Here is a 25,776-nt window from a genome sequence, read left to right on the forward strand (position 1 = left end):
TGCATTCGTACGCTTCCCGCGATGAGTAAGAATAGTCTAGATTCCAGTCGTGAATAACCACACCGTGGCTCTTGTCCCTGCCGCTGGGCGGGGGCTTCGCATGGGCGGCTCGGTACCCAAACAATTTCTCGTGCTCGGCGGCCAGCCCCTCGTCCTCCATTCGCTCCATGTGCTTCAGGCTTCTTCCGTCATTGAGGAAATCATTCTGGCGGTTCCCCAGAACGAGATGGACTATTGCCTCAATGAGATCGTGGCGAAGCATGGGTTTACCAAGGTGACGAAAGTGGTGCCGGGAGGACAGGAACGGCAAGACTCCGTCAGACATGCGCTTGAGGTGGTCCATGACGATGTCGATGTGGTGTTGGTGCATGACGCAGTTCGTCCGTTTCTCACAGAGCAGATGGTGGAAGGAGTTGTGAAGGGGGCACGGGCCATGGGAGCGGCAATTATCGCCCTTCCCGTGAGGGATACCGTCAAGCAAGTGAGAGCTGATCATGTCATTGAGCGCACGGTTGATCGGCAGTCATTGTGGCTGGCTCAAACCCCGCAAGCCTTCCGTCGAGACTGGTTGTTGGCAGCCCATCGCAAGGCTCACGCTGAAGGAGTACGTGCCACCGATGATGCCTATCTCATCGAGTGGACTGGACATCCTGTGTCTGTGGTCGAAGGAAGCGGCGAAAACATCAAGGTCACGAGGCCGGAAGACATGGGGATCGGCGAGGCGATCTTGGCATCGCGCCGATTGAGCGGCACAAAGGGATCGGTATGAAGAAGGGATCTCGTATCGGCTATGGCTATGATGTCCACCCGCTCGGAGCGGATCGTCAATTGATCCTGGGAGGAATTGAGATTCCACACACGAAAGGATTGCTCGGCCATTCTGACTCTGACGTCCTCGTTCACGCGATTTGCGATGCTTTATTGGGGGCGATGGGGGAGGGGGATCTCGGTCGGCACTATCCAAGTTCCGATCCCAAGTATAAGGGGATCTCAAGTTTGAAACTCTTGGAAGACGTCACGGTGAAGCTGCAAGCGAAGGGGTATCGGGTGGGAAATATCGACAGCGTGATTGTGGCCCAGGCCCCTCGGCTTGGTCCGCATCTTCCGACGATGCAGAAGAAAATAGCGGAAATTGCCGGCATCGAGCCGGATCTAGTCAATGTAAAGGTGAAAAGTGGGGAAGGCTTGGATGCGGTCGGACGAGAAGAGGCGATGACCGCTCACGCGGTATGTTTGATAGAACCGGTTTGACGTCATAAGATCGGCTCGTGATGTTAGCGAAAATTAAACAAGATCTCCAAGCCGTTTTCGACCGGGACCCGGCGGCCACAAGCAAGCTCGAAGTGATCCTCACCTATGCAGGCTTCCACGCACTGCTCGCCTATCGCATCTCCCATTGGCTCAAGTCATACGAAGTACCGATCCTGCCGCGCGTGATTTCGCAATTGGCCCGTTGGGTGACCGGCGTGGAGATCCATCCTTCCGCCAAAATCGGGACCGGCTTTTTCATCGATCATGGCATGGGAGTTGTGATCGGAGAGACGGCGGAGATCGGCGATTATGTCACCCTCTTTCAAGACGTAACCTTGGGAGGAACGGGCAAGGAACGTGGCAAACGGCATCCGACGCTCGGCAATCATGTGGTGGTGGGGGCCGGTGCGAAGATTCTCGGCGGCATCAAGATCGGCGATAACGTCAAGATCGGCGCAAATTCGGTCGTGTTGAAACACGTGCCTGCTAATTCGACGGTGATCGGTGTGCCGGCCCGGGTCATCAAGTCCCAGGGCGAACGCCTGCCTGACGCGACGATGGATCAGGTCGATCTGCCCGATCCGATTAGTGACCGCCTGATCGCCCTGGAGCAGGAATTGATCGAACTCCGCAAAAAAGTCGATGACCGGAATTCCTGACCGGAGTCACTCTTCCCAGGTTGCTCCTACCAGAAATTCTGGTTCCTGTCTGACCGTCCAACCAGACACAGTCATCCCCCCTTCCTTCAACCATGAGCCTTTTTCATCTTCCTTGATCCGATGCAACGGCCTTCGGGGTCATACCTAGACCCACCATGAGCAGCTCAGGTGTGAGGACTTGCTGCCGTCCAAACAGGATTTGAGTTTACTTATAGTCGACTCGCACTAGGAAGAGCCCATGCGGAGGAGCTGTTTTACCGGCAGCCGAGCGGTCACGTGCCTTGAGGATGGTACTGAGGCTCTCCGGTGTGCGCTTGCTCAAGCCGACCTCCACGAGTGTCCCGACGATCGAGCGGACCATTTGCTTCAAGAACCGATCAGCATAGGCTTCGATCTGCAGCCGATCGCCTTCGCGGAAGACGGTGAATCGCTGCAGATGACAGATGGGATCGTCGTTGTCGGTTGGCTGGGTCTGAAACGAAGAAAAATCGTGTGAGCCGATCAGGGCCATCCCGGCCTTATTCATCGCAGCGTCGTCGAGAGGCTGATGGATGTGCCAGCAATAGTCGCGCTCAACCGCCGGACGCTCCGGGCGATTCAGAATGCGATATTCATACAATTTGCCTTGAGCCGAATGTCTCGCGTGGAACGTGTTCGGCATGAGCGCGGATGATCGCACCACAATACTCTTCGGGAGATGGGCGTTCAGCGCCCTGGTCCATTCCCGGGGCGTCATATCTCGATCGATACGAAAACTCGCGGCTTGACCCAGCGCGTGCACTCCTGCATCAGTGCGCCCCGCGCCCATGACGGATACGCTGGTTTGAGTAACGCCTAGGATAGCTATTTCGAGGGCTTCTTGGATCGTCGGCTGGTCGGGCTGACGCTGCCAGCCTGCGTAGGCCGTGCCGTCATATTCGAGAATCAGTTTGATGATGGGCATGGAGCACGTGAATGGCGATGAGGGAAACGATCATCGGATGTTCTGTCGATTATCGGTAAGGAATGAAACAATGCCATGGTAGAGGGATTGAGCGACATCCCGGACGAACGCAGGTTTTCTGAGGAGATCTTCTTCATCAGGGTTGGAAATATAGGCGATCTCGGCCAGGATGCTCGGCATACTCGTAAACCGCAATACATAAAATGGTGCCGTCTTCACGCCATGGTCGTTGACCACGTATTGCCCGTTCATCCGGGAAATCATGGCTTCTTTCGCGTTCCAAGCGAGGTCAAGGGACGCCTCGATCTTCTTCGTCGTTAAGAGATCCGCCACGAGGTATTCCCATCCGACTCCGGTGTTGCTGATGGGGGTGCCGTTCTCCCGTGCTGCGACCTCGAGAGCCCGCTGATCCTTGGCCTCTCCAAAGTGATAGATTTCAATCCCTTTGACCGCGCGTGACGGATGAGAGTTGACATGGATGGAGACAAAGAGATCGGCTTCGTTGCTGTTTGCAAACCTGGCCCGGTCTTCCAGGTCAATGAACATATCACGGTCCCGGGTCATCAACACGCGTACGCCAGGCCGTCGGCCTAGGAGCTCACGAAGCTGGAGTCCCACCTTGAGGGTAATATCCTTCTCCTCGGTCTTTCTGAGGCCTCTTGCGCCAGGATCTTTCCCACCATGGCCGGGATCGATCACAATGGTTGTGTATCCCTTGGCGCGCGGCGTTATGGGTTGCGAGACTGGTGAAGTTGACTGCTGAGGGACTCCATGCGAGTCAGGTGTGTTAGGAAGGACTTGTGCAGGGGGCGGAGTCACGTCAATGACTAAGCGAGGCGGATGAGAAAGAGAGAAGTGCCTATAGGTCCGGAACGAGATGGTCGGAAGAGACACCGTGACAGCGTGGGAGGATGGTTGAGTGACTATGAAGGGTGACGGGATGGTCCCATTCGTGGCCTTCGTTTGAACTGGTTGGCTGAGCCTTGCGTTGGGAAGGGCGATCATCACGCGACTTGGATTGGTCGCTCGTTGTTGGATGACAGTGGCATGCCAATCAAGATCCAAGACCAGTCTGGTTCTCTCCGGGGTCGTCATCACAGGGAAATTGCGAACGGTAACGGGAGCAAGGGAAGCAGTCGTTCCTGCGACGCGACTGTGTTCCGATGACATCACCGGCAGAGGATAGTGATCATGGGAAGTCCAAGCCCAGGCCGCTTGGATGAGGATCCCGTATGCGGACAGGAAGATGGTACTGGACAAGAGAAGGGTGAGGGACTTGATTGAAAGCAGCCGAGGCTTTCGTGCGCGCATGGGCCCTTATCAGTAGAAGTCAATGGGAAACTATTCTCAGATGTCTGCCGCCTTGTCAAGAATTACACCGGTTGGCTATGCGGAGTTCAGATTGACTGTTTGCGCATGACCACGATAGCGTGAGGTATGCCGACACATCTGATCGTCGATGGGTATAACGTGCTGGCTGGTGCCGGAAGCCTTTCCGGACACCTTGAATCGGCCCGCGAAACGTTGGTGCACGATCTTGCGGCCTATCGGCATCGAAAGAATTACTTCATCACCGTCGTCTTCGACGGCTGGCAGCAGGGCCGACCATCGGAGCAGCGGGAGCATCGTGCCGGAGTCCAGGTGATCTATTCAAAACGGGGTGAGCGGGCGGATCAGGTCATCCAACGGTTGGCACGGGAGTATGGGGCGGATTGTGCGGTCGTCAGCTCCGATCACGAGATCGTGAATGCGGCCAAAGCCCATGGGGCCTTTTCCATAGGTGCTCGGGAGTTTGCGGGTAAGCTCCGCATGTCATCGGGGGCGGTCGGCACCATACCATACAAAGAACTAGATTCTGGGGACGACACTCGCCCGAGACGCGGACCGGAGAAGAAGGGAAATCCTCGCAAGCTTCCAAAGGCGCAGAGGCAGCGAGACCGCCGACTCAGGCGATTTTGAAAAGTCGCCTGGCATTCACGGTGGTTATTCGCTGCACATCGTCGAGGGACAGTTCGGGGTGGAGCACGGCAAGTTGTTTGGCCACCTGGGATACATAGGCTGGTTCGTTGCGTTTCCCTCGGTAGGGAACGGGCGTGAGATATGGGCAATCGGTTTCGATGAGCACGCGATCCAACGGGGTCTGTTTGGCGATCTCGCGCAGCGGAGTCGCGTTTTGAAACGTGAGAATTCCGGAAAACGACAGGTAGAATCCAAGCTCCAAAGCTTTTTCCGCCAGCCAGCTATCTCCGGAAAAACAGTGAAATACCCCACCAATCTCTGACGCTCTCTCTTCCTTTAGAATTGTAACCGTATCCTCCTGTGCCTCCCTCGTGTGAATGATCACGGGCAGCGCGAGCTCGCGCGCAAGCTGAATCTGTTCGCGGAACCGATCACGTTGTTCATCTGGTGAGGAGTGATTGTAATGGTAGTCGAGCCCGATTTCCCCATAGGCCACCACGTTTTTGTTTTTCGCCAGGCGCCGGAATTCATCGTACCAGCCGTCCCGGACATGTTTGACCTCGTGCGGATGAACACCGACTGACGCGTACACAAAAGGATATCGCTCAGCGAGCGCGACGGCTGCTTGGCTGGTCGTCAGATCACAGCCGATAGTGACGAATGCCTCAACCCCTGCATTCCGCGCGCGGGTGATGACTGTGTCTCTATCGTCGTTATAACGAGCATCATCGAGGTGCGTGTGCGTGTCGATCATCGGGCGCATCGTAACATGGGCGATTGCTCCGGAGATAGTCGGACAGGGCGCTGAATGACGGAAGCCATCGAATCGATCAGTCGTGGAGCCGCCTAAACTAAGGAGAGGGATTGCTAGAACGAAACGTGATGATGTACGGACCGTAATCCTCACAATCAATGCCGAGGCCGCGATGAAATAGGCCATCGGTCAGAGGCCAGAGTACTGTACCTCCAGAGCCCAAGATCGCCAGGCGGCGGTCTTGGGCTTTTTATTGCCGGCCGATATGGAATGGATAGGTCAATGTCGCCGACGTTCCAGTGATTTGGGAGTCATAGAGGAGAAGATTTGATCATTTCATGGTGAGGGTTTTGTACGCTCAATCGTCTTCTATATGAAGTGGTGCCGTCGGGAATGTTCAGCGTCGGCTCAGAACCAAGGAATCGCAATATGGACGCGCTTAAGGATTTGGTGGATTACGGGATCATTGGGCTGCTCTTAGCGCTCAGTCTCTGGGCACTGGCCGTGGCGGTGGAACGATGGCTCTACTATCGACGTGTGGGCCTCAATCAGTTCGAGAATATTCAGATCATGGAAATCGACCTGACAAAACGGCTGGTCGTGATCGGAACGGTGGCTGCCAATGCGCCGTACATTGGTCTCTTGGGCACCGTGTTGGGGATTATGTTGACCTTCCATACGATGGGCACATCGGGAACGATGGCGGTCAGTTCCATTATGGTCGGGTTAAGCCTGGCGCTCAAGGCGACGGCTATTGGGCTGTTGGTCGCGATCCCGTGCGTCGTGCTGAACAACATCCTCCGACGTCGTGTCTCCGAACTGCTTACGCTGTACAAGGTGCAGCATGGAGCGTGAGCTGAATCAGATCAATGTCATTCCTCTCGTGGACGTGATGCTGGTCCTCTTGGTCATTGTCTTGACCACGGCGACGTTCATTTCGACGGGACAAGTGCCGGTCGAACTGGCGAAAGCGAAGGAAGTCAGCGATCACCAGGACGTGCCGCTGATGATTACCTTGACGTCCGATGGCCGGCTGTTTCTGAATGACCAATCCATCCCCACGAACGGGCTGACGACCGCCTTGAATGGGCATCCTCGCGAGTCAGCGGTCGTATTGCGGGCTGATCGAGTCACCGTCTTGGAGCGGTTCGTGGGAGTGGTCGATGAAGTGAGGGGACTTGGATTTAGACATGTGAGTCTTGAGGTCCTGCGATCATGACGACCATCGAGTTTAGTCAGGTCGGCGTACGCACTGCCGTCGACAGAAGTGCTGTTGGAGAGCAGGCCCGAGGGTGGACGGTCTCCCTGCTGCTTCATGGCATGGCTGTGGTGGGCGCTGTTCTCTTCATGGCGGAAATTGACAAGCCGATTCTGCTGGAGTCGTTTCACTGGGACGTCTCGATGGTGGAAGCTCCGACGCAATCCGAATCGCCACCGGCCGAATCGGTGGTTCAGCCTCCTCCTTCACCCGTCACGCCGAAGCCACCCGTCAGACCGACATCCAAGCCGATCGCTCAACAGCCTCAGCCAATGACACACCAGGAGTCGGTGGTCACCAACGCAGAGCCAGTGATGGAACATGCTCCCGTGGAGTCGGCTGAAAATCAGGTCGTCACATCGGAAGCCGCCGTCGCACAAACGGTCGAATCATTCACTCCGCAGATTGTTGAACAGGCGTCTCCGGTTGAATCTCAAGGGCCTGTCTTGGAGCACCGCATGGTGCAGTACCGGCCGGTGCAATATCGCCGGACCCAAGCAGATTACGGCTGGCTCCGCGACATGCTTTGGAAGCGGATCGAAGAATTAAAGCGCTATCCGGCCCTGGCGAGAACCAACCATTGGGAAGGCCGAGTCGTCGTCCAGGCAGTCATCAAGGCGGACGGGACAGTGGGAGAGCTCAGTGTCGCTGAAAGCTCAGGCCACGCGCTGCTGGATGAGGAGGCCTTGGTGGTCATGAAGAAAGCCTCCCCGTTGACGCTCAAACATCAATTGGAGAGGTCGCAGATTACCATTCTGGTTCCGATCAGTTATCGATTGGACGGGTAACAAGCGGCGCAAGAAACTCTCGTCGAGTGGAACACATACACAAGGAGAATCACGATGAATCGCCGGACGATCAGACGCTCAATCATTCGCTCCGCGTCCTTCATGTCTGTTATTGGGATGCTTTGCCTATTTGCCGATCCAGCCTGGGCCCAGAACAAGAGCGAGAAGGCCTTCCACGCCGTGGCGGTTGATGCGAAGAGCGTTGAAACAGACGTCAAGAACGTCACTTTCTATTACGAAGAAAAGATCAGTGAAACCGCGTTTGTGCCGCACGAGATGCGTGAGCTACCCGTGAAGCGTGGTACTGCCACCGTCAAAATCAAGTTCGACGGTATCAAACATATCGACCTCAAGCCATCAGGTAACGGCACAGCGCCGAACGTGACGATTACACTCAACGACGGCAAGACGGGGGAGTTTATCTTGGCCGTCGCAGGCAGTTTCAAAGGGCAATCAGAATTCGGGGAAGTCGAATTGCCGGCCGCGGAACTGAAAAAACTGACATTCAAGTAGGCCTTCTTCGCCGGACCACAGCATTCGGCGAACGGGGTAGGGTCATGAATGAGTCGCGCGTGTCAACCGCATTGGGTATGGACGTCCGGTGCCACTGCGGGAAGCTGGTGGCTCGCTGGGAAGGTCGAAGTCTGGTTATCAAGTGCGTGCGCTGCAGGCGATTCATCCGGATTCACGCGTCCGCCATAGGTGGCTGGCCGCCTCACGGGCTCATGTCGCGTCCGCGGTAACTTCCGTCCACACACACCATCCCCTGCAAGGCCAAGGGATCGGGAATCTGAACTACCGGCTACAGGCCGCGCGGTTCTTATCCCATTAGGCGCAGCGACATGATTGCCGACCAGTTTAGGTCCAACATCACACAACCGGACTTGATCGACCCCATTGGTGCTTCTGCGGGCCTTGATTCACCAGCGTCGGCGCAGCCTCATTTTAAATTAAAAAGGTTTTGGCTGAAGATCCATCTCTATCTGGGACTGTTCGGCGGCGGGCTGTTCGTATTGATGAGCCTCACCGGCAGCTTCTTGGTCTTCTATAAGGCCATCGACGAATGGTTGAATCCCGCGCTCGTGACGACGAACGGCGAGAGTTCCTATCGACCCTTGAATGAGATCGTCGCGGTGGCCAGGACGGCTGGCCCATCCGATGGCGTACTGGATAGCGTCGAATGGCCGTCCCACCCGCGGGGTGTCTTTCTCACCTGGCACAAGGTGCCGGCCGATACAGTCGGTGGCTTCAGTTGGTTTCAAGTGGCCATCGATCCGTATACGGCAGTCGTGCTGACCAAAGACCGTGAATGGGGCGGATACCTGGTTTCGTTCATCTACAAGCTGCATGCATCGCTTCTGATGGACGATGTTGGTGCGGCGATATTAGGGTTTGTCGCTATCGCCCTGCTTGTCTCGATCATTACCGGTCTGTACCTCTGGTGGCCGCGTCCCGGTCGCCTCCGTCAGGCACTCACCTTCACATCGGCCAGGAGCCCGATTCGTCGACAGTACGAATGGCACAAACTCAGTGGATTCTACAGCGCGATCATCCTGGGGATGCTCGCCTTCACCGGTCTGTACCTGGAATTCAGCGACTATGTGGTTCCGATCGTTCGACTCTTTTCGCCGGTTCAAGAATTTCCTGAAGAAGAAACGCTGCAATCCATTCCAATTGCAGGCACTCTGCCGTTGTCCGTCGAGGAGGCGATCGCGCTCACGGGGCGAGTGTTTCCGGAAGGGGAGTTGCGGTCCATCAGCATTCCTCATGGGGACACGGATGTCTATCAAATCAGCCTGCGCCAGCCGGGCGAGGTCATGGAATCGAGCGGTCAAAGCCAAGTCTGGCTGGATCAATACAGCGGTAAGATCCTTCGTGTCCACGATTGGCGGCAGTTTACCGGCGGCGAAACGTTTTTGGCTTGGCTCTTCCCTCTGCACAACGGCGAAGCATTCGGCCTCGCCGGTCGATGGATCGTGTTCTTCATCGGGTTTGTTCCCCTCGTGCTTTACGTCACTGCGCTGCGCATGTGGTGGCTCAAGCGACAGGCGCATCGCCGGCAATCGGCATATGATCCAGAACATTATCATCGCCTTCCTCTGTTACCGGATTGATCGTATCTGAAGCCGTTCCATCGCGACAGGTGACTCGGCATCACGTCTTGCCACCCGCCATAGCGAACGTGACCCAAGACAACGAAAGATTTCCCACCGAACTCTAGCCTGAGGGGTTGACAACGTCCTGCAATAATGATATTGAGAACTCCTATCAAGGAGATGTCTGCCAGGCAACGAAGCCCTATCATCGATTAGCAGTCGCAGGAACCAAGAGGCCAGAGGTCGCATTGACCGGAGCCCAAGGCGTCGTTAGATGCTTTGGGCTTTTTTGTTTTGGGACAGAGATCCGAAAGCAGCGCTCCGCACTGCCGCGTTACGGTGTTGTTGGTTGGATGGAGGGCCGGCATCGGGTCGAGGACGAGCATCGTCCTGGCGGGGATCTCGGCAAGGCGATTGGCCGGTGGCAAAGCAGGAACAGGAACCGCTTCAGACAAGCCTGAGGAGAAGAAATCATGATATCAAACTGCAAGCGATGCGGAGGTTTCCTGGTAGGCGAGCAAGCGCTCGATTACTACCAAACGCGATGCTGGAAATGTGTTAACTGCGGTTGGTACCGCAGGGAGACTCAAATCCGCCCAAGCCGACCCATCACATTGATGAATCATCGTGTCGGCAAATAGGTTCGAACATTGATCGACGAAAGGTGAGGACACTGTGAAAAATACGTTACAAGCCGATGGAGCGATGAGGTTGGTCCTGTGCGATTGCGGCAAACTGCATGTGACGTTAGGTTCCGTCACCCTGCACTTCACCCGCGACGAGTTTCAGAAGTTTGCTGAATCGATACGACGCCTTGCAGGGATTGTGGGACAATCCGGACCCTTTCAGGCGTCGGCAGGAGGACGGTCCTCCTTCTCCGAAGGATGTCACTGAGACGAGAGCCACGAGTGTCCGACCCAAGTTGTGGAGAGGAATTGCTTGGAGGCGTGGGACGCACGCATGGACGACGCACAGGCCAGGCGTAGTGCACTGCCTTCGTGCAAGACCGTTGAAGGGTCGGCTGTGAAGAGGTATGGCATCGCATCTCGTAACGATCTTGCGGTGGTCCTTAGCTTGGCGACGGCGATCAGCATTCTCATGTCGGCTGGGGCAACTATGTGGATATGGTCGAATGTTTCGGAGAGTAGGGCGACGGTCACTGTCGAGGAAGGCTTGGATAGGCCGTAGAGGAACCATGGACCTTGTTGTATTGATGGCCGCGGCCTTCGGCGCTTTTACAGCTGTGTTCGGGTCTAGTTGAAAACACTCGGTATCCAGCAACCAGCACTAAACGAGGCCCGGGGTCGTTGCAGATCGGACTCCGAGGTATCAAGGGACACCGTGGGCTTTCTTATTTCGCACAAAGGATTTTGAGGAGATACACGATGAGGATCCAGGGCATGAATCTTGTTGGAATAGAGTCCATGGTATCGTGCGATGCTCGTGAGTCGGCGGGTACCTCTCTAACGCTCACGTATGAGCAGATCGCAGGCTTGTTTCATCAGTACCGCGAGGAACTCACCCGTCGCCTTGTCGGTATGGTGAGATCTCACGAGACAGCCGCCGATCTTGTGCAAGATACGTATGTGCGGCTGCTGCGGCTGGGCGATCAGCAAGCCGTCGAGCAGCCGCGCGCCTTGCTTCACCGGATTGCGGCCAACCTGGCGATCGACCATTTACGAAAAGAAAAGCATCCGGTCCATGCCGCCGATGGTTTGGATGCCGCGATGGCGGTGCCCAGCCACGCGCCCTCTCCGGAACGCGAGTTGCTCGGAAAACAGCGGTTTCGAATCGTCCTTCAAGCGATTGAACGTTTGCCCTCTCGAACCCGCGAAGCCTTCCTGCTCTGCCGGGTGTATGGGTACTCCTATCAAGAGATCGCGAGGCGTATGAATATCTCTGAAAGCGCTGTGGAGAAGTTGCTGATGCGCGCGCTGGATCGGAGCTGTGAAGCGCTCGAATCGTTAAACAACGCTGAGTGAGGAAGGTGGTCCTCCGATTCGTCACACTGTATACTAAGCGGCCTCGTCGAGCATCAGCCGACGAGGCCGCCTCATGCAGCGAACAAACGAATCAGGCGACATGTTTCCTTGTGAAGAAGCCAGGCTCCGGAAGGAAGCCGTGGCGTGGCTTATTCGGTTACAGAACGATAGCCTGTCGCCGGAAGAGCGACGGGCATTCAATGGGTGGCACGAGCAGAGTCCGGCGCATGCGCTGATGTTTCGTAAGGTTTCGACCGTTTGGAACAGTCCCGATTTGCGCGCGGCTGCGGAAGCGGCTGTGCAGGCCGATCCTTCCTCGTTCAAGATAAGAACTACGGTGCGTCGACGGTGGTCGATTCTAGCCTCCGCTTGTGTCATCCTAGTCATTGTCGTCGCGGTACACCTCGATGTTATTACGCGATGGCGGGCCGATTATCGGACCGAAGTCGGCGAGCGCCGCACCGTTGAATTGCCGGACCGGTCGATTGTTACCCTCAACACTCAATCAGCGATCGAGCTTTCGTTTGACGCCTCGACACGACGAATCCGTTTGCTCAAAGGGGAAGCGCTCTTCAACGTCCGGCATGATCCAGCCCATCCGTTCATCGTGGAAAGCGCCGACACCACCACGCGGGCTGTCGGAACGGCTTTTGTCGTGCGGGCAGAGCCGGATGGTGATCAGATTATCGTCATCGAAGGCGCCGTCGAAGTCGATGTGATCAGTGCTGGACGAGAGGCTCACCTACCGGCAATCGCGACTTCCGGATCGCGGATCGATATGGTGCAAGGCCGGATGGGGGAACCGTATCCCGTCGATGTCTCGGCGGCCTCAGCCTGGGCGCGAGGGCGGCTCGTGGTCAACGGCGTCCCGTTCGCCCAGGTGATCGACGAATTGCGTCGGTACTATCCTGGCACGATCGTCTTGTGGAACCACGCCATCGATGAGATGCAGGTGACCGGGACCTATAACCTTGAAGACCCCGCAAGAGTCTTGTCTCTTCTGACCCAGACCCTTCCGATCCGACAGGTCAGCTTGACCGATCGCATTGTGATTCTTTTCTAAATTCGTCGTCACTCTTTTTCAGCCTCAAGTAGGTGAGGTGAATCCTGTCGCCTTCCGTCTACAGGAGGATGGGCAAGCACGGGAGGCGCTGAGCTGAGTGAAGAGAGAGGAACGAGACAACGGACATATTTCACGACACGACGATCGAAACCGCCGATGGTTTCCTGCGTGGTCGCAGGATTTCTGTCGGCGCCTGCTGCTTCTCGCGCTCATCGTGACGGTCGCCGACGACCTATTCGCGCAACAGGGCGTCCCGCCGGGAACAAAAGGCGCCCCAATCGAGTTCAACATTTCTGCACAACCGCTCGGCTCCGCGCTGAACGCCTTCGCCGAGACGACGGGCTGGCAGGTCAGTGTGCCGACCGAGCTGGTCGCCGATCGGGCCTCCTCCGGGCTCAGCGGGACCCACCAGCCCGAAGCTGCACTGCAGGCGCTGTTGGCCGGGACAGGACTGATCTATCGTTTGACCGAGAGCAATGCCGTCACGCTCGTGCCGGGAGCCGCAATGCCGACCGTGGCCTCGCCGTCGATCGGTGAAAGTCAGGCCACAACGCCGGGATCGCAGGCTGGGTCGATGGATACCACAATGGCGAAGCCCATTAAGGTGTCTGAAATTGTGGTGAAAGAAAAACGTGAGCGGCGAGATTCCTATACCGTTGACGAGGCCTCGAGTGCGACCAGGATTCCCGTTCCGGTTCACGACACCCCTCGGTCTGTCGAGGTGGTAACGAGGCAGGTGATGGACGATCAAAAAGTCACCCGGTTCAGTGAGGCCCTGCGGAATGTAAGCGGGGTGGCGGAATCCAACACTCAGGGCGGTCGCGCCGGCGAATTCACGATCCGGGGATTTGCATCGGAATTCAACGTCTTCAAGAACGGCTTTCGCGATGACGCCAGATTCGCCTCAACCGACGCGCGAGACGTCATCAACCTAGAGCGCATCGAGGTCGTCAAAGGTCCACCATCCTATCTGTACGGTCGAGGCGATCCGGGTGGTGTCATCAATCAAATCACGAAGGCGCCGCTGAAAACTCCTTATTACTCGGCGGAAATGCTCATCGGCAGTTATAACCTGTATCGTCCACAGTTCGACATCGGCGGCCCGCTGAACGCCAGCAAGACGCTGACCTTTCGATTTAACGGCCTGTTCGAGTCATCTGGCAGTTACCGAGAAGGGGTCGAGTCGACCAGGACCTTCCTGGCGCCGACGATCGGGTGGGAGATCGGGCCTCGGACGACCTTGAGGTTCGAAGGTGAGTACCTATACAGTCGCGCCCCCATCGACCGCGGATTGACCGCCTTCGGCGGAGGCGTCTTGCCGATCCCGATCAGCACCTTCTTAGGCGATCCGACTCGTATGAATATAGCGCAAAATGGGAAAGCCACGCTGATCTTGTTGCACGACTTCAACGACATGTTCAGGTGGCGCACCGGTTTTAGAGCGGCGGTGAACAGCGACCAGTATCGGAGCCGGGAAGCGTGGTTCTACGTCGGGGACGAAAGCAATGGCATTTTGAATCTGGCACAGTTTTACATCCCCGCTTTCAACCAGAGTTACTATTTGCAGAATGAATTGCACGGAAATTTTTCCACCGGCCCGATCAAGCACAAGACCATCCTCGGGATCGAGCTGGGACGTGAAGTCTCTGATAGTACAACAGCCGACGATAATCAGGGTCAGGATACCAGCATACCTGGCGCCTTCAGCTATATTAACGTTTTTAATCCTGCCGACCGACTCTTTCTGGATACCCCGCTCACCACAATCAATGATAGCAAAGAAGTCAACGGTATTCTGGGCGTCTATTTCGGCGATCACGTGAGTCTCACGGACAAGCTCCACCTGCACGCCGGTGGCCGGTTCGATTACTTTAAGCAGGATCTCACCAATCGTCCCACCGATCTCGATCCGACTCAAACTGAGGAAGGCCAAACCGACACGGCTTTCAGCCCGTCCGTTGGACTGACCTATCAACCCTGGAAACCCATCGCGTTGTATGCCAACTATACCGAGTCCTTCATGCCTAATATCGGAACCAGAAGCTTTGACCGGGCGCTGTTGAGTCCACAGCGGGGCAAGGCCTATGAAGGAGGGGTCAAGTTTCGATTCTTCGAGGACCGGTTGCGGGCGACCATCGCCGGTTTTCACATCAATAAGACAAATGTGCCAACGATCGATCCGATCAACGGATTCCCGTTTTTGGTAGCGACGGGTGAACAGCGGAGTCAAGGTATCGAGTTCGACGTGGCAGGAAGGATTTTGCCGGGGTGGGATCTCATCGGCAACTATGCCTACATCGACGCGAGGGTCACCGAAGATAATGAATTTTTGGTAGGAAGCCGACTGCCCAACGTCCCCCTCAACCAGGGCAGTCTCTGGACGACCTATTTTCTCCAGGAGGGTCCGCTCAAAGGCCTTGGCGCTGGACTCGGCATGTATGCCCAAGGCAAGCGGAACGGCATGTTCCAATGCCAGAATCCGGGCGATTGCCCGGAACCGTTCGAACTTCCCGGGTTTGTTCGCATGGATGCCGCGGTGTACTATCGGAAACCGGAGATATTCACCCGAACCAACTTACTCGCTGCCGTGAACTTCACCAACGTCTTGGATCAGCGGTACTTTACCGGAACGTTGGGGATGCGGGAAGTTGTCTACACCGGCGCGCCCTTCACGGTGATCGGCTCTGTGAAGCTGGAGTTTTTCTAGCCGGCTCTTCATCATCTCAACAGAAGCGAGACAATACGTAGGCCGTGGGAACCTCACAGGGCGCGTCGTGGTCTGGAGCTGATCCTCTCGGCAAAAGGTCGCGTAGGCCAGGTGAGGGAAATGCTTCGTGTTCCGTCTACGTAGTAAAGAGCGCTTCAGTCATCAGAGAAGGGACGCGGCCCTGGCACGCCGCTAGTCTGGCTCCCTTCGATGCAGATGGCCTTCGAGCTCACCGGCTGAGGCAACGAGAGAAACCCTACAGAGGTTCACGAGGATTCGGGATGCAGGCAACCGGCATCCCACGCCCTGGGTGTCTCTCATGATCGAGAAAGACTCCATTGGCATCTGATGAACACAAAGACATGGTAACGCTCGTCGATCTTGCTCGTCAAAGAGCCGACCGTTTCACGAATCGAACGGCCTACACATTTTTGACCGACGGCGAGTCAGAGACCTGCGAAGTCACGTATGGTGAATTGGATCGTCAAGCACGTGCCATTGCGGCTTGGCTTCAGTCGCTGGGAGCTCAGGGAGAACGAGCCATCCTTCTCTATCCGCCTGGTCTGGACTATATCGCGGCATTCTTCGGTTGTCTGTACGCGGAGGTCGTCGCAGTACCGGCCTATCCTCCGCAACGGAAGCGAACGCTGGGAAGATTGCATGCGGTCCTTGCAGACTCAGGAGCCACCTTTGCCTTGACGACGGCGAAAGTCCGCGCCGGCATCGATCGTCTGTGCCGCCAAGATCCAGGAATGGACGAGTTCCGGAAGGTCCAGTGGATCGAAACCGATGCCATACCCGAAGGCATCGAACGCACTTGGAGACCGCCTGCCTTGACGGCGAGGACGCTCGCCTTTCTCCAATACACCTCCGGGTCAACCGGATCTCCGAAAGGAGTCATGGTCAGTCATGAGAATCTGCTGCACAACCAACGCATGATTCAAGAGGCGTTCGGCCATACCGAGGAGACGACGGTTCTTGGGTGGCTTCCGCTCTATCACGACATGGGACTGATCGGGAACGTTCTTCAACCCCTCTATCTCGGCCGGCCTTGTGTGCTGATGTCGCCCGTGCACTTCATGCAGAAACCGGTTCGGTGGTTGTCCGCCATTTCTCGATATCGTGCCACAACCAGCGGCGCGCCGAATTTTGCCTATGACCTCTGTGTGCGCCAGATTTCTGCAGAGGAACGAGCTTCGCTGGACTTGAGTTCTTGGTTGGTGGCTTTCAACGGGGCTGAGCCCATTCACGCCGGAACGCTGGATCGATTTTCGGAAAAATTCGGTCCTTGCGGGTTCAGGCGCGAGGCATTCTATCCCTGTTACGGGCTGGCCGAAGCGACATTGTTTGTCGCTGGAGGTGAACGCGGGGCGGCACCCGTTGTGAGAACCGTTCAGAAAGCCGCGATGGAGCGAGGCCGGATCATCGATTCCACTCGGGCGGATAGCTCCACTCAACGCTTGGTCGGATGTGGTCGAATCGGCGCTGATCAGCAAGTGATGATTGTGAACCCCGAAACCCTGTCGCGCTGCCTCCAAAGACAGGTGGGCGAAATCTGGGTGAAAGGTCCAAGCGTGGCACAGGGGTACTGGAAATGCCCTGAAACCACGGCGCTGACGTTTGCGGCAACGATGGCGGATACAGGTGAGGGTCCGTATCTTCGGACCGGCGATCTGGGAGTGAGCCAGGACGGCGAACTGTTCGTGGTCGGGAGATTGAAAGATCTGATCATTATCCGCGGCAGAAACCATCACCCGCAGGACATTGAGACCACGGTGCAGGAAAGCCATTCGTCTCTCAAGCCCGGCTGCGGCGCGGCCTTCTCCATCCCCATCAACGATGAGGAACAGTTGGTTGTGGTGCAGGAAGTTGTCGGCGCTCCCACGGTCGATCTCGACCATGTCGCGTCGGAAATCAGTCGGGCTGTCACGGAGCATCACGAAATCCAAGTACATGCTGTGGTTCTCATCAAGCCTGGAACCCTTCCCAAGACTTCGAGCGGGAAGGTTCAGCGGCACCTGTGTCGGACGAAATTTCTTGCGCAAGAGCTGGAAGCAATTGAAACGTTTCTGGATAAGAGGGTGGCAGGACCGACCGATTCTGCCGCTGAGGATGCCGACAATGGCATGATTAAAACAGTGGGCGAAATCTGGGCTCAGGTGCTTGACTGTGCCCGCATAGGGCCTCACGACAATTTTTTCGAACTGGGCGGAGACTCGTTGCGAGGGACGCAAGTACTGGCGAGGGTACGCGAAACCTACGCAGTCGATCTTCCCCTCGAATCTCTGTTCGACGCACCAACGGTAGCGGGTCTGGCGGCGCTGATCAAACCGACATGTCGATCGACCGAATCTCTGTCGCAGAGAAAGCCCGAATCGACGAGTTGGAACGGCATCATGCCCCTATCTTTTTCCCAAGAACGATTCTGGTTTCTCGATCAACTTTCGCAGGTAAACTCGTTCAACAATATTCCGGTCGCCTTGAGGATTGAGGGAGCGCTCAATCTTGAGTCGTTTCATCGTGCTTTGGCTGAAATCGTGCGGCGCCATGAAATCCTTCGGGCGAGATTTGTTGTCTCTCACGGCTATCCCGGTCAGGTTATCGCTCCGCATGTTGACCTGCCTCTTCCAATTGAGAATCTCACAGGTGTGTCAGGACCGGCTCAAGAAGAACAGGTCAGACGGTTGACCTTGAAAGAGGCCCGACAGTCGTTTGATCTGGCGACCGGACCCTTGATTCGAGTGCGGCTTCTTCGTCTCAGCCAAACCGAGCATGTCTTGTTGCTCACGATCCATCACATTGTCGCCGACGGCTGGTCCATGCGCCTCCTTGCCCGGGAACTGGTGCAGCTGTATGGGGCATTCAAAAACGGGTTTGATTCCCCTTTGCCCATTCTATCGAAACAGTATTTGGATATGGTCCTCCATCAACGTGAATGTGTGGACAGTCACGAATGGAAACGGCAAGAGACCTATTGGCGTCGACAGCTGGAATCCGTACCTGTGCTCACGCTGCCATTCGATTTTCCGCGACCCGCTGTGCAAGGGCAGCAGGGTGAGCGATATGCCTGGACAGTGGATGCGGAGGTAGGACGGCAACTATTCGTAATTGGTTGCAGCCAGCAGGCGTCACTGTTCATGACCGTTCTAGCTTCGTTCAACGTGCTCTTGGCCCGCTACAGCGGGCAGTCTGAATTTTGTGTCGGCACACCTGTGGCCAACCGATCACAGCCGGAATGTGATTCGATTATCGGCTGTTTCGTCAACACGGTCGCATTGCGTGCCGATCTGTCCGGTAGTCCTTCATTTTTAGAGCTTCTAGCACGAGTCCGAAAGACCGTCCTTGGAGCACAGGCCAACCAAGAGCTTCCTTTTGAGCGGTTGGTCGATGTGCTCCACGTGCCGCGCAGCCTCAGCCATACACCGCTCTATCAGGTCATGTTGACTGTGGAGGAGGACCAGCCCGATCTCTGCCGACTGGACGGTCTGGATGTCCGCCGGATGAAGACGAGCCCACAGACATCCGCCTTCGACCTCACGCTTGAGCTGGTGGCAATGAAAGACGGGACATTGGAGGCAGTGTTTGAGTACAACACGGACCTGTTCGCCGGCGAAACCATCGCGCGCATGGCCGGACATTTTCAGGAATTGTTGAGGCAGGTTGCGCTGCATCCTGAAGCCCGCGTGAGCGAACTCGGCATGTTGAGCCAGGATGAGAGAAGACACTTACTTGAGGATTGTAATAATACGGCCGCGTCTTATCCACACGAGTCCTGCCTCCATCACCTGTTCGAAGAGCAAGCACGACTCACGCCGGATGCCCTTGCGATGGTGTGGAACGGGGCGTCGTACAGCTACCGATTCCTCAATGAACGAGCCAACCAACTTGCCCGTTATCTCAGATCGCAGGGCATCGCGATAGAAAGCCGCGTGGCGCTTTGCATGGAACGCTCGCTGGAGATGGTCGCTGGTCTGCTGGGAATTCTCAAAGCCGGAGCCACCTATGTGCCGATGGATCCATCGTATCCCCGCGAACGACTCGGTTTCATGATCGAGGACAGCGGCGCGCAGCTGGTGCTCACTCAAAAACGATTTGTCGAGAATTTTCAGAACCGGACGGTTCCGATCATCGCACTGGACGAAGCGTGGACGACCGTTACGACTTTGCCCGACAGCGATTCCCGGTGGCGCACTGTTCCGGAGAACTTGGCCTATGTTCTGTATACCTCCGGGACGACAGGTGCACCGAAGGGGATCGAAATCTCCCACCGAGCGTTGGTCAATCATAGTACGGCCATGGCGAGGCATTACGGTCTTCAGCCGACCGATCGTGTGCTGCAATTCGCCTCGATCAGCTTCGATGTCGCGGCTGAGGAGTGCTTTCCGACCTGGGCGGCCGGTGCAACGGTGGTGTTGCGCCCGAACGAGCCGGTGCCGGCGTTTTCGGATTTGGAGCAGTTCATCGAGGACCACGGTCTCACCGTGTTGAACTTGCCGACGCCATACTGGGATGAATGGATTGAGGCGAGTGAGCAGACCGAAACAGCGCTTCCGCCTTCGATCCGTTGGGTCATCGTGGGGAGTGAGAAGGCTCTGCCGGATAGTCTGGTGCGGTGGCAACGACTTGCCGGGGACCGCATCGCCTGGTGCAACTCGTATGGACCGACTGAAGCCACGATCACGGCGAGCTACTTTGTGCCGGAGCGACAGAAGGATTGGATGTCGGCAGCTACGGTGCCGATCGGCCGACCGATTGCGAACGTGCAATTGTATGTCCTCAATCCTGCCTTGCAACCGGTTCCGATCGGGGTGGCAGGAGAGCTCTACATCGGTGGGGTTGGCTTAGTCCGAGGGTACCATCGTCAGCCGGCTTGGACTGCCGAAAAGTTTCTCCCGGACTGTTTCAGCCACGCACCGGGCCGGCGACTGTATCGGACCGGCGACAAGGTCCGGCGACTCGCGGACGGGAATGTGGAATTTCTCGGGCGATACGACGACCAAATAAAGGTTCGCGGATTCCGGGTCGAACCGGAGGAAATTGAGGTTCGGGTGAAGCAACATCCGGCCGTGAAGGATGCGCGGGTCTTCCAGGAATTGAACGCTCAGTCTGGTTTGCCGGCTGGGGCACGAAGGGGAGAGCCGCAATTGGTGGGCTATGTCGTGTCGCGGGCGGAGGGCGGCGTGACGGCGCAGGATCTTCGGAGTTTCCTGGCCGACCGTCTGCCCGGGTACATGATTCCCACGGCATGGGTATTCCTCGACGGCTTTCCGCTCACATCGCGTGGGAAGGTGGATCGTCAAGCCTTGAGGAATCTCGCCGGACGGATTCAGATGGCGGAGCCACGGTCGGCTCCACTTCAGACCGAGACCGAGCGGGCGATCGCAGACATTTGGAAAGCTGTTCTCGGCCTTGAAGCAGTCGGTCGGCACGACAACTTTTTCGATCTCGGCGGGCATTCTCTTCTCCTCGGTAAGGTGCTGACGCAGGTTCGCTCACTGAGCAAGCGGCCACTGGGGATGGTGGAGTTATTTCAATATCCCACCGTGCAGGACTTGGCCGCATATGTCACCGATGGGCGGCCCCTCATGGAAGGTCGTGGAGCGGCTGCTCAAACCGAACAGACACAAGAGGTAAAGGAACGACGAATAGCAGGCGCGCAACGGTTGAAGCGGCAGCGAGAACAACGACGGACGATGACACGCGGAATCTGAGATGGATCGAAACAGCGGCGATCAAGCCAACGAGCATGATGGATTGGACATTGCAGTCATTGGACTGGCCTGTCGCTTTCCCGGCAGCTATGACAGCACGGCATTCTGGACCAATCTGCGCGACGGAGTGGAATCCATTACAGCCCTTAGCGAGGAGGATCTGCGATCAGCTGGCGTTCAGGCGCGTCTGCGTCAGGATCCGAGCTATGTTCGAATGCGGGGCATCATCGACGGGATCGATCTCTTCGATGCCGATTTCTTCGGCGTGACGCCCAAAGAAGCCGAGTCGATGGATCCGCAGCATCGGCTGTTTCTCGAATGTGCGTGGGAGACCTTCGAACATGCGGGCTATGACCCTGAACGGTTCCACGGATCGATCGGTGTCTACGCGGGCTCAAGTACCAGCGGTTACCTGTTCAATCTTTTCCCTGATGGCGTGCTGTTACAGTCGGCCTCCGATATGGCGAGACTGCTTGGTGTGGAAAAAGATTCGCTGCCAACCCGCGTGTCCTACAAATTGAATCTGGAAGGGCCAAGCATCGCGGTCCAGACTGCCTGTTCCACATCCCTGGTCGCCGTCCACCTGGCTTGTCAGGGGTTGCTCGCCGGCGAATGCGACATGGCGCTGGCGGGCGGCATCTCCGTCAACGTGCCGCAAGCAGTCGGCTATCTCTATCAGAAGAGCGGGATTGCCTCTCCCGATGGACATTGTCGGGCCTTTGATGCGGACGCACGTGGAACGGTCGGAGGGAGTGGGGTGGGAATCGTGCTCTTGAAGCGATTGGACGAGGCACGAATCGACAGGGACCATATCTTGGCAGTGATCAAGGGCACCGCGATCAATAACGATGGAGCGCATAAGGTCGGGTACACCGCGCCGCGAGTCGAAGGGCAGGCCAAGGTGATCCGGGCGGCACATGTGGCGGCCAGGGTCGAGTCGGAATCGATACGATATGTCGAAGCGCATGGTACCGGGACACCCATGGGCGATCCGATAGAAGTTGCGGCCCTCACCCAGGCATTTCGTGCCGGCACCGACCGAAACGGTTTCTGTGCCATCGGATCGGTCAAGACCAACATCGGACACCTCGATGCAGCGGCAGGGATCGCAGGGCTGATCAAGACAGCCCTCGCTCTGTCGCACAAACAGATTCCTCCCAGTCTGCATTTTTCCTCGCCGAACTCAGAAATTGATTTTGCTGAGACGCCTTTCTACGTCAATACAAAACTGACCGACTGGAACGCACACGATAGTCCTCGACGTGCCGGTGTCAGCTCGTTCGGCATCGGCGGTACCAATGCGCATGTGATCATGGAAGAAGCACCACCGGTTGAGCGTGAGCCGCATCGTGTCGATAAACGTCCGAGGCTTGTCGTGTTGTCCGCCAAGTCCGAGGCGACGCTGAACGAGATGACGGCTCGATTGGTCGTCTATCTTCAGCAACAGCCGGCGGTTGAATTGCCGGATGTTGTCTATACGCTGCAGACCGGACGAAGAGCATTTTCCTATCGGCGGTGGGTGGTGGCCGATAACGTGGAATCTGCGACGCGCGCCTTGAGCCGGCACGACTCTGTGAAAACGATCGCCCAAGCCGGCGAACCGAGGCCGGTGGTGTTTCTGTTCTCGGGGCAGGGCGCGCAGTATTGCACGATGGGACGTGGTCTCTATGCCCAAGAACCCATTTTCCGTGAACAGGCGGACCGATGCGCAGCTCTTCTCGTTCCTCACATTGGAACGGACATCAAGTCGGTTCTGTTTGACGAGTTCCCGTCGGATCCGGAAAGGCTCCACCGCACGGCGTTAACACAACCGGCATTGTTCGTGCTGGAGTATGCGCTTGCCAAACTTTGGATGAGCCTCAATGTGCATCCTGCCGGCATGATCGGACATAGTATCGGGGAATATGTTGCCGCCTGTCTCTCAGGTGTTTTCTCGCTCGAAGATGCGCTGCGATTGGTCGCGGCTCGCGGACGACTCATGCAGAGTATGCCGCCCGGTTCGATGCTGGCCGTGTCGATGTCGGAAGCTGATGCAACATCTCTTCTGCACGAAGACTTAGACCTCGCGGCGGTCAACGCGCCGAGTCAGTGCGTCCTGTCTGGGTCGGAACCCAGCATCAAAGATCTGCAAGAAACTCTGACGAAAAAAGGTGTACAGAGCGTACGGCTTCAAACTTCCCATGCGTTTCACTCCCGCATGATGGACCCCATCCTGGAATCCTTCAACGCACAAGTCGCCGGCGTCGCGCGTCACGCGCCGACTATTCCCTGGATTTCCAATGTGACCGGCGACTGGATTATGCCCGATCAAGCCATGGATCCATCGTATTGGGCTGATCATTTGCGACGGACCGTCCGCTTCACCGACGGTATCGAGACATTGTGCCGGGAGCCGGAGCGAATTCTGCTTGAAGTGGGACCGGGACAAACCTTATGCACATTGGCTCGGCGACAGATTGATGGACGGCCGGTGATGGCGTTGGCCTCTCTGAGCAAACCGCGAGACGGTTCTTCCTCAGCATTCGAACCGTCAAGTTTTCTTGAGGCGGTCGGGCAGCTCTGGGCAACCGGTGTAGCAATCGATTGGGCCGGGTTGTATTGCGGCGAACGTCCTAGGCGACTTCCCCTGCCCACCTATCCATTTGAACGTCGACGGTTCTGGGTAGAACCGGTCAAGCCATCATCTTCGACAAGTCAGAATGAAGCGCGCTCCAAGAAACCGAATATCAGTGACTGGTTCTACGAACCGTCGTGGAGGCGATCCAGAGCAGCTCTACCGGCTCACCCCATTCGGGGCGGCTCATGGCTGGTATTTGTCGGCGAGCGGGGAGAAGGAATCGGCATCGTCGAGCAATTGGAATCAGATGGACGGCTGGTCGTGACGGTATCGGCAGGGGAGCGATACGAACGACACGCAAAGGGAAGGTATTCGATACGCCCCGGAGTTCGTGAGGACTATCACAAGTTGATCGAGGATTTGCGTCGACAGGACCCATGGCCGGATCGGTTGGTGCATTGTTGGAATGTACGCCCTCGCGATGGTTCGTTATCCGTCGAGACTTTCCGCCGCGCCCAAAATAAAGGTTTGTACAGTCTCCTGTTCCTCTCCCAGGCTTTGGGAAGCAGAACATCAGCGAATCCGACATTCATGTGCATCCTGACAGTCGGGTTGCATGATGTCACAGGAGAAGAAACGTTGCGTCCGGAACTGGCTCCGATCGTGGGGGCCTGTCGGGTCATTCCTCAGGAATACGGCAATCTCACATGTCGGGTGGTCGATCTCCAAGTATCGACACCTACTGAGGAAGCTCTGACGCGTTCTGTGATCGCGCAACTTCTTGCCGAGGATCCTGCTCGACAGGATGAACCAATCGTTGCGTACCGGGGAATGCATCGATGGATCCCGACATTCCAGCCGGTGAAGCTGGACCATTCGGACGAACGGCCAGCCTTACTCCGGGCACGAAACGTCTATCTCATCACCGGTGGGCTTGGAGGAGTCGGTCTTCAACTCGCCGACTATCTCGTCCGGACCGTCAAGGCGCGTCTTGTCCTCATAGGTCGCTCAAAGCCGACAGAAGGACAGGTGCAGCAACTGAAGACGCTCGAACAAGTCGGCGGAGAAATTCTCACCATCCAGGCGAATGTGGCCGATGAGCCGCAGATGCGGTTCGCGTTGGCGCAGGCTCTGGATCGGTTCGGCGCAGTGCATGGAGTGATACATGCCGCCGGGGTGCCAGGAGGAGGACTGATCGATCTCAAAACCGCGGAGGCCGTGGAGACTGAGTTTGCTCCAAAAGTAATCGGCGCTTTGGTCCTCGACCATGTGTTGCGTAAAGTCCCATTGGATTTCATCTGCTTCTGTTCCTCCTTGAATGCGCTGACCGGAGGAGTGGGACAAGTCGGTTATTGTGCCGCCAACGCCACCTTGGATGCGATGGCTCACGCGCTCTCGAAGCGTGGGTCGCGTGTCGTCTCCGTGAACTTCGATCGGTGGAATGAGGTTGGAATGGCGGTGCAGGCCGAAGCCCGGTTGAAAACCTTACAGATCGATGCGTCGGAATTCGACGGCATGGCGGCATCGGAAGCGCAGGACGTGTTCGGCCGTATCTTGCACGGATGGATCTCTCCGCAGGCCATCGTGTCCGTTCGAGACTGTTCATCCCTTGTAATGCAGGGCGCCGGAGCCGCGCTTTTGAACGTCGTTGGTATCACGGCCAAGGGAGGAGATGCGAGCCAAGAATTGCTCCGTGGCAAGGCGAATCAGATAGCCGGCGCGGCGATTGAGGACAAAGTGACGTTTGTCTGGCAACACATTCTCGGCATCGAGCGCATCGGTTTGCATGACGACTTTTTCACATTGGGCGGCGAATCATTGGCGGCTCTGCAGATCTTGAACCGCGTGCAGGAGCTTTTCGGTACGGAGATCTCTCTCAAAAAGTTTTTTGAACATCCGACGGTCGCCGGACTGTCCGAACAAATCCGGTGTCCACAGAAGGGCGGCATCACGGCGGTACCGGACATCGTTCCGCTTCCTCGAAAAGCCAGCTCTCAACGGATGAGTTCCGTCCATTCGGGGGGGGCGGGCCGACCGGAATCATGAGG

General features: G+C 56.8%; 18 protein-coding genes. 15 read left to right on the forward strand and 3 right to left on the reverse strand.

Features of this window, described 5'->3' with window-relative positions; translation table 11 throughout:
- The first annotated feature begins 49 nt into the window (after positions 1-49).
- The 3 genes from ispD to cysE are packed head-to-tail and all read left to right on the forward strand — an operon-like array spanning position 50 to position 1,910.
- Complete coding sequence (gene ispD, locus P0120_10190; protein MDF0674686.1) at positions 50-769, forward strand: 2-C-methyl-D-erythritol 4-phosphate cytidylyltransferase; 720 nt, start codon at positions 50-52, stop codon at positions 767-769.
- On the forward strand, positions 766-1,251 hold the full coding sequence (gene ispF, locus P0120_10195; protein MDF0674687.1) for a 2-C-methyl-D-erythritol 2,4-cyclodiphosphate synthase: 486 nt from the start codon (positions 766-768) through the stop codon (positions 1,249-1,251). Before ispD ends, ispF begins: the two co-directional genes overlap by 4 nt.
- A 20-nt stretch (positions 1,252-1,271) precedes the next feature.
- Entirely contained in the window at positions 1,272-1,910 is a 639-nt protein-coding gene (gene cysE / locus P0120_10200) for a serine O-acetyltransferase (protein ID MDF0674688.1), read from the forward strand.
- A gap of 205 nt (positions 1,911-2,115) precedes the next feature.
- Here cysE and truA read toward each other — a convergent pair whose 3' ends face one another.
- Positions 2,116-2,853, reverse strand: coding sequence for a tRNA pseudouridine(38-40) synthase TruA (gene truA / locus P0120_10205; GenBank protein ID MDF0674689.1), 738 nt, complete (start codon positions 2,851-2,853; stop codon positions 2,116-2,118).
- A 30-nt stretch (positions 2,854-2,883) separates the two neighbouring features.
- Positions 2,884-4,164 (reverse strand): N-acetylmuramoyl-L-alanine amidase, encoded by a 1,281-nt coding sequence (locus tag P0120_10210; GenBank protein MDF0674690.1) that lies wholly within the window; start codon positions 4,162-4,164, stop codon positions 2,884-2,886.
- A 126-nt stretch (positions 4,165-4,290) separates the two neighbouring features.
- Between P0120_10210 and P0120_10215 the strand changes: the two genes are divergently transcribed.
- The gene (locus P0120_10215; protein MDF0674691.1) at positions 4,291-4,812 is read left to right on the forward strand and encodes an NYN domain-containing protein; all 522 of its coding nucleotides are present in this window, start codon (positions 4,291-4,293) and stop codon (positions 4,810-4,812) included.
- On the opposite strand, the gene P0120_10220 is transcribed toward P0120_10215, so the two are convergent.
- A complete protein-coding gene (locus P0120_10220) occupies positions 4,799-5,566 on the reverse strand; it encodes a TatD family hydrolase (GenBank protein MDF0674692.1) in 768 nt (255 codons plus the stop codon). The genes P0120_10215 and P0120_10220 overlap by 14 nt on opposite strands.
- Before the next feature lie 429 nt (positions 5,567-5,995).
- Between P0120_10220 and exbB the strand changes: the two genes are divergently transcribed.
- The 11 genes from exbB to P0120_10275 all read left to right on the forward strand — a co-directional run bounded on the left by exbB (position 5,996) and on the right by P0120_10275 (position 25,774).
- The gene (exbB, locus tag P0120_10225; protein ID MDF0674693.1) at positions 5,996-6,421 is read left to right on the forward strand and encodes a TonB-system energizer ExbB; all 426 of its coding nucleotides are present in this window, start codon (positions 5,996-5,998) and stop codon (positions 6,419-6,421) included.
- A complete protein-coding gene (locus tag P0120_10230; protein ID MDF0674694.1) occupies positions 6,411-6,785 on the forward strand; it encodes a biopolymer transporter ExbD in 375 nt (124 codons plus the stop codon). Before exbB ends, P0120_10230 begins: the two co-directional genes overlap by 11 nt.
- The gene (locus tag P0120_10235) at positions 6,782-7,612 is read left to right on the forward strand and encodes an energy transducer TonB (GenBank protein ID MDF0674695.1); all 831 of its coding nucleotides are present in this window, start codon (positions 6,782-6,784) and stop codon (positions 7,610-7,612) included. The genes P0120_10230 and P0120_10235 overlap by 4 nt, the downstream gene beginning before the upstream one ends.
- 54 nt (positions 7,613-7,666) lie before the next feature.
- On the forward strand, positions 7,667-8,125 hold the full coding sequence (locus tag P0120_10240; protein MDF0674696.1) for a hypothetical protein: 459 nt from the start codon (positions 7,667-7,669) through the stop codon (positions 8,123-8,125).
- 329 nt (positions 8,126-8,454) lie between these two features.
- Positions 8,455-9,726: a PepSY-associated TM helix domain-containing protein gene (locus tag P0120_10245; GenBank protein ID MDF0674697.1), complete on the forward strand. Its 1,272-nt coding sequence runs from the start codon at positions 8,455-8,457 to the stop codon at positions 9,724-9,726.
- Between the two features lie 657 nt (positions 9,727-10,383).
- Complete coding sequence (locus tag P0120_10250) at positions 10,384-10,602, forward strand: hypothetical protein (protein MDF0674698.1); 219 nt, start codon at positions 10,384-10,386, stop codon at positions 10,600-10,602.
- Positions 10,603-11,093: 491 nt separating this feature from the next.
- Positions 11,094-11,690 carry an RNA polymerase sigma factor gene (locus tag P0120_10255; protein ID MDF0674699.1) on the forward strand — a complete coding sequence of 199 codons (597 nt, stop codon included), beginning with the start codon at positions 11,094-11,096 and terminating at the stop codon, positions 11,688-11,690.
- A 73-nt stretch (positions 11,691-11,763) separates the two neighbouring features.
- Positions 11,764-12,753: a FecR family protein gene (locus tag P0120_10260; protein ID MDF0674700.1), complete on the forward strand. Its 990-nt coding sequence runs from the start codon at positions 11,764-11,766 to the stop codon at positions 12,751-12,753.
- A gap of 97 nt (positions 12,754-12,850) precedes the next feature.
- Complete coding sequence (locus P0120_10265) at positions 12,851-15,460, forward strand: TonB-dependent receptor (protein MDF0674701.1); 2,610 nt, start codon at positions 12,851-12,853, stop codon at positions 15,458-15,460.
- Between the two features lie 362 nt (positions 15,461-15,822).
- On the forward strand, positions 15,823-21,171 hold the full coding sequence (locus P0120_10270; protein ID MDF0674702.1) for an amino acid adenylation domain-containing protein: 5,349 nt from the start codon (positions 15,823-15,825) through the stop codon (positions 21,169-21,171).
- A 1-nt stretch (position 21,172) separates the two neighbouring features.
- A complete protein-coding gene (locus P0120_10275; protein ID MDF0674703.1) occupies positions 21,173-25,774 on the forward strand; it encodes an SDR family NAD(P)-dependent oxidoreductase in 4,602 nt (1,533 codons plus the stop codon).
- Positions 25,775-25,776 lie beyond the last annotated feature (2 nt).

Origin of the sequence: Nitrospira sp., from assembly GCA_029194675.1 — a bacterium.
Classification (GTDB): domain Bacteria; phylum Nitrospirota; class Nitrospiria; order Nitrospirales; family Nitrospiraceae; genus Nitrospira_D.

What these genes read in the sequence shown, in the direction of transcription:
- P0120_10230 (MDF0674694.1), top strand. Translation starts at nt 6,411, where the DNA reads ATGGAGCGTGAGCTGAATCAGATCAATGTCATTCCTCTCGTGGACGTG.
- cysE (MDF0674688.1), top strand. Translation starts at nt 1,272, where the DNA reads ATGTTAGCGAAAATTAAACAAGATCTCCAAGCCGTTTTCGACCGGGAC.
- P0120_10255 (MDF0674699.1), top strand. Translation starts at nt 11,094, where the DNA reads ATGAGGATCCAGGGCATGAATCTTGTTGGAATAGAGTCCATGGTATCG.
- truA (MDF0674689.1), bottom strand. Translation starts at nt 2,853, where the DNA reads ATGCCCATCATCAAACTGATTCTCGAATATGACGGCACGGCCTACGCA.
- P0120_10210 (MDF0674690.1), bottom strand. Translation starts at nt 4,164, where the DNA reads ATGCGCGCACGAAAGCCTCGGCTGCTTTCAATCAAGTCCCTCACCCTT.
- P0120_10275 (MDF0674703.1), top strand. Translation starts at nt 21,173, where the DNA reads ATGGATCGAAACAGCGGCGATCAAGCCAACGAGCATGATGGATTGGAC.
- P0120_10215 (MDF0674691.1), top strand. Translation starts at nt 4,291, where the DNA reads ATGCCGACACATCTGATCGTCGATGGGTATAACGTGCTGGCTGGTGCC.
- P0120_10240 (MDF0674696.1), top strand. Translation starts at nt 7,667, where the DNA reads ATGAATCGCCGGACGATCAGACGCTCAATCATTCGCTCCGCGTCCTTC.
- ispF (MDF0674687.1), top strand. Translation starts at nt 766, where the DNA reads ATGAAGAAGGGATCTCGTATCGGCTATGGCTATGATGTCCACCCGCTC.
- P0120_10235 (MDF0674695.1), top strand. Translation starts at nt 6,782, where the DNA reads ATGACGACCATCGAGTTTAGTCAGGTCGGCGTACGCACTGCCGTCGAC.
- P0120_10260 (MDF0674700.1), top strand. Translation starts at nt 11,764, where the DNA reads ATGCAGCGAACAAACGAATCAGGCGACATGTTTCCTTGTGAAGAAGCC.
- P0120_10270 (MDF0674702.1), top strand. Translation starts at nt 15,823, where the DNA reads ATGGTAACGCTCGTCGATCTTGCTCGTCAAAGAGCCGACCGTTTCACG.
- P0120_10220 (MDF0674692.1), bottom strand. Translation starts at nt 5,566, where the DNA reads ATGATCGACACGCACACGCACCTCGATGATGCTCGTTATAACGACGAT.
- P0120_10245 (MDF0674697.1), top strand. Translation starts at nt 8,455, where the DNA reads ATGATTGCCGACCAGTTTAGGTCCAACATCACACAACCGGACTTGATC.
- exbB (MDF0674693.1), top strand. Translation starts at nt 5,996, where the DNA reads ATGGACGCGCTTAAGGATTTGGTGGATTACGGGATCATTGGGCTGCTC.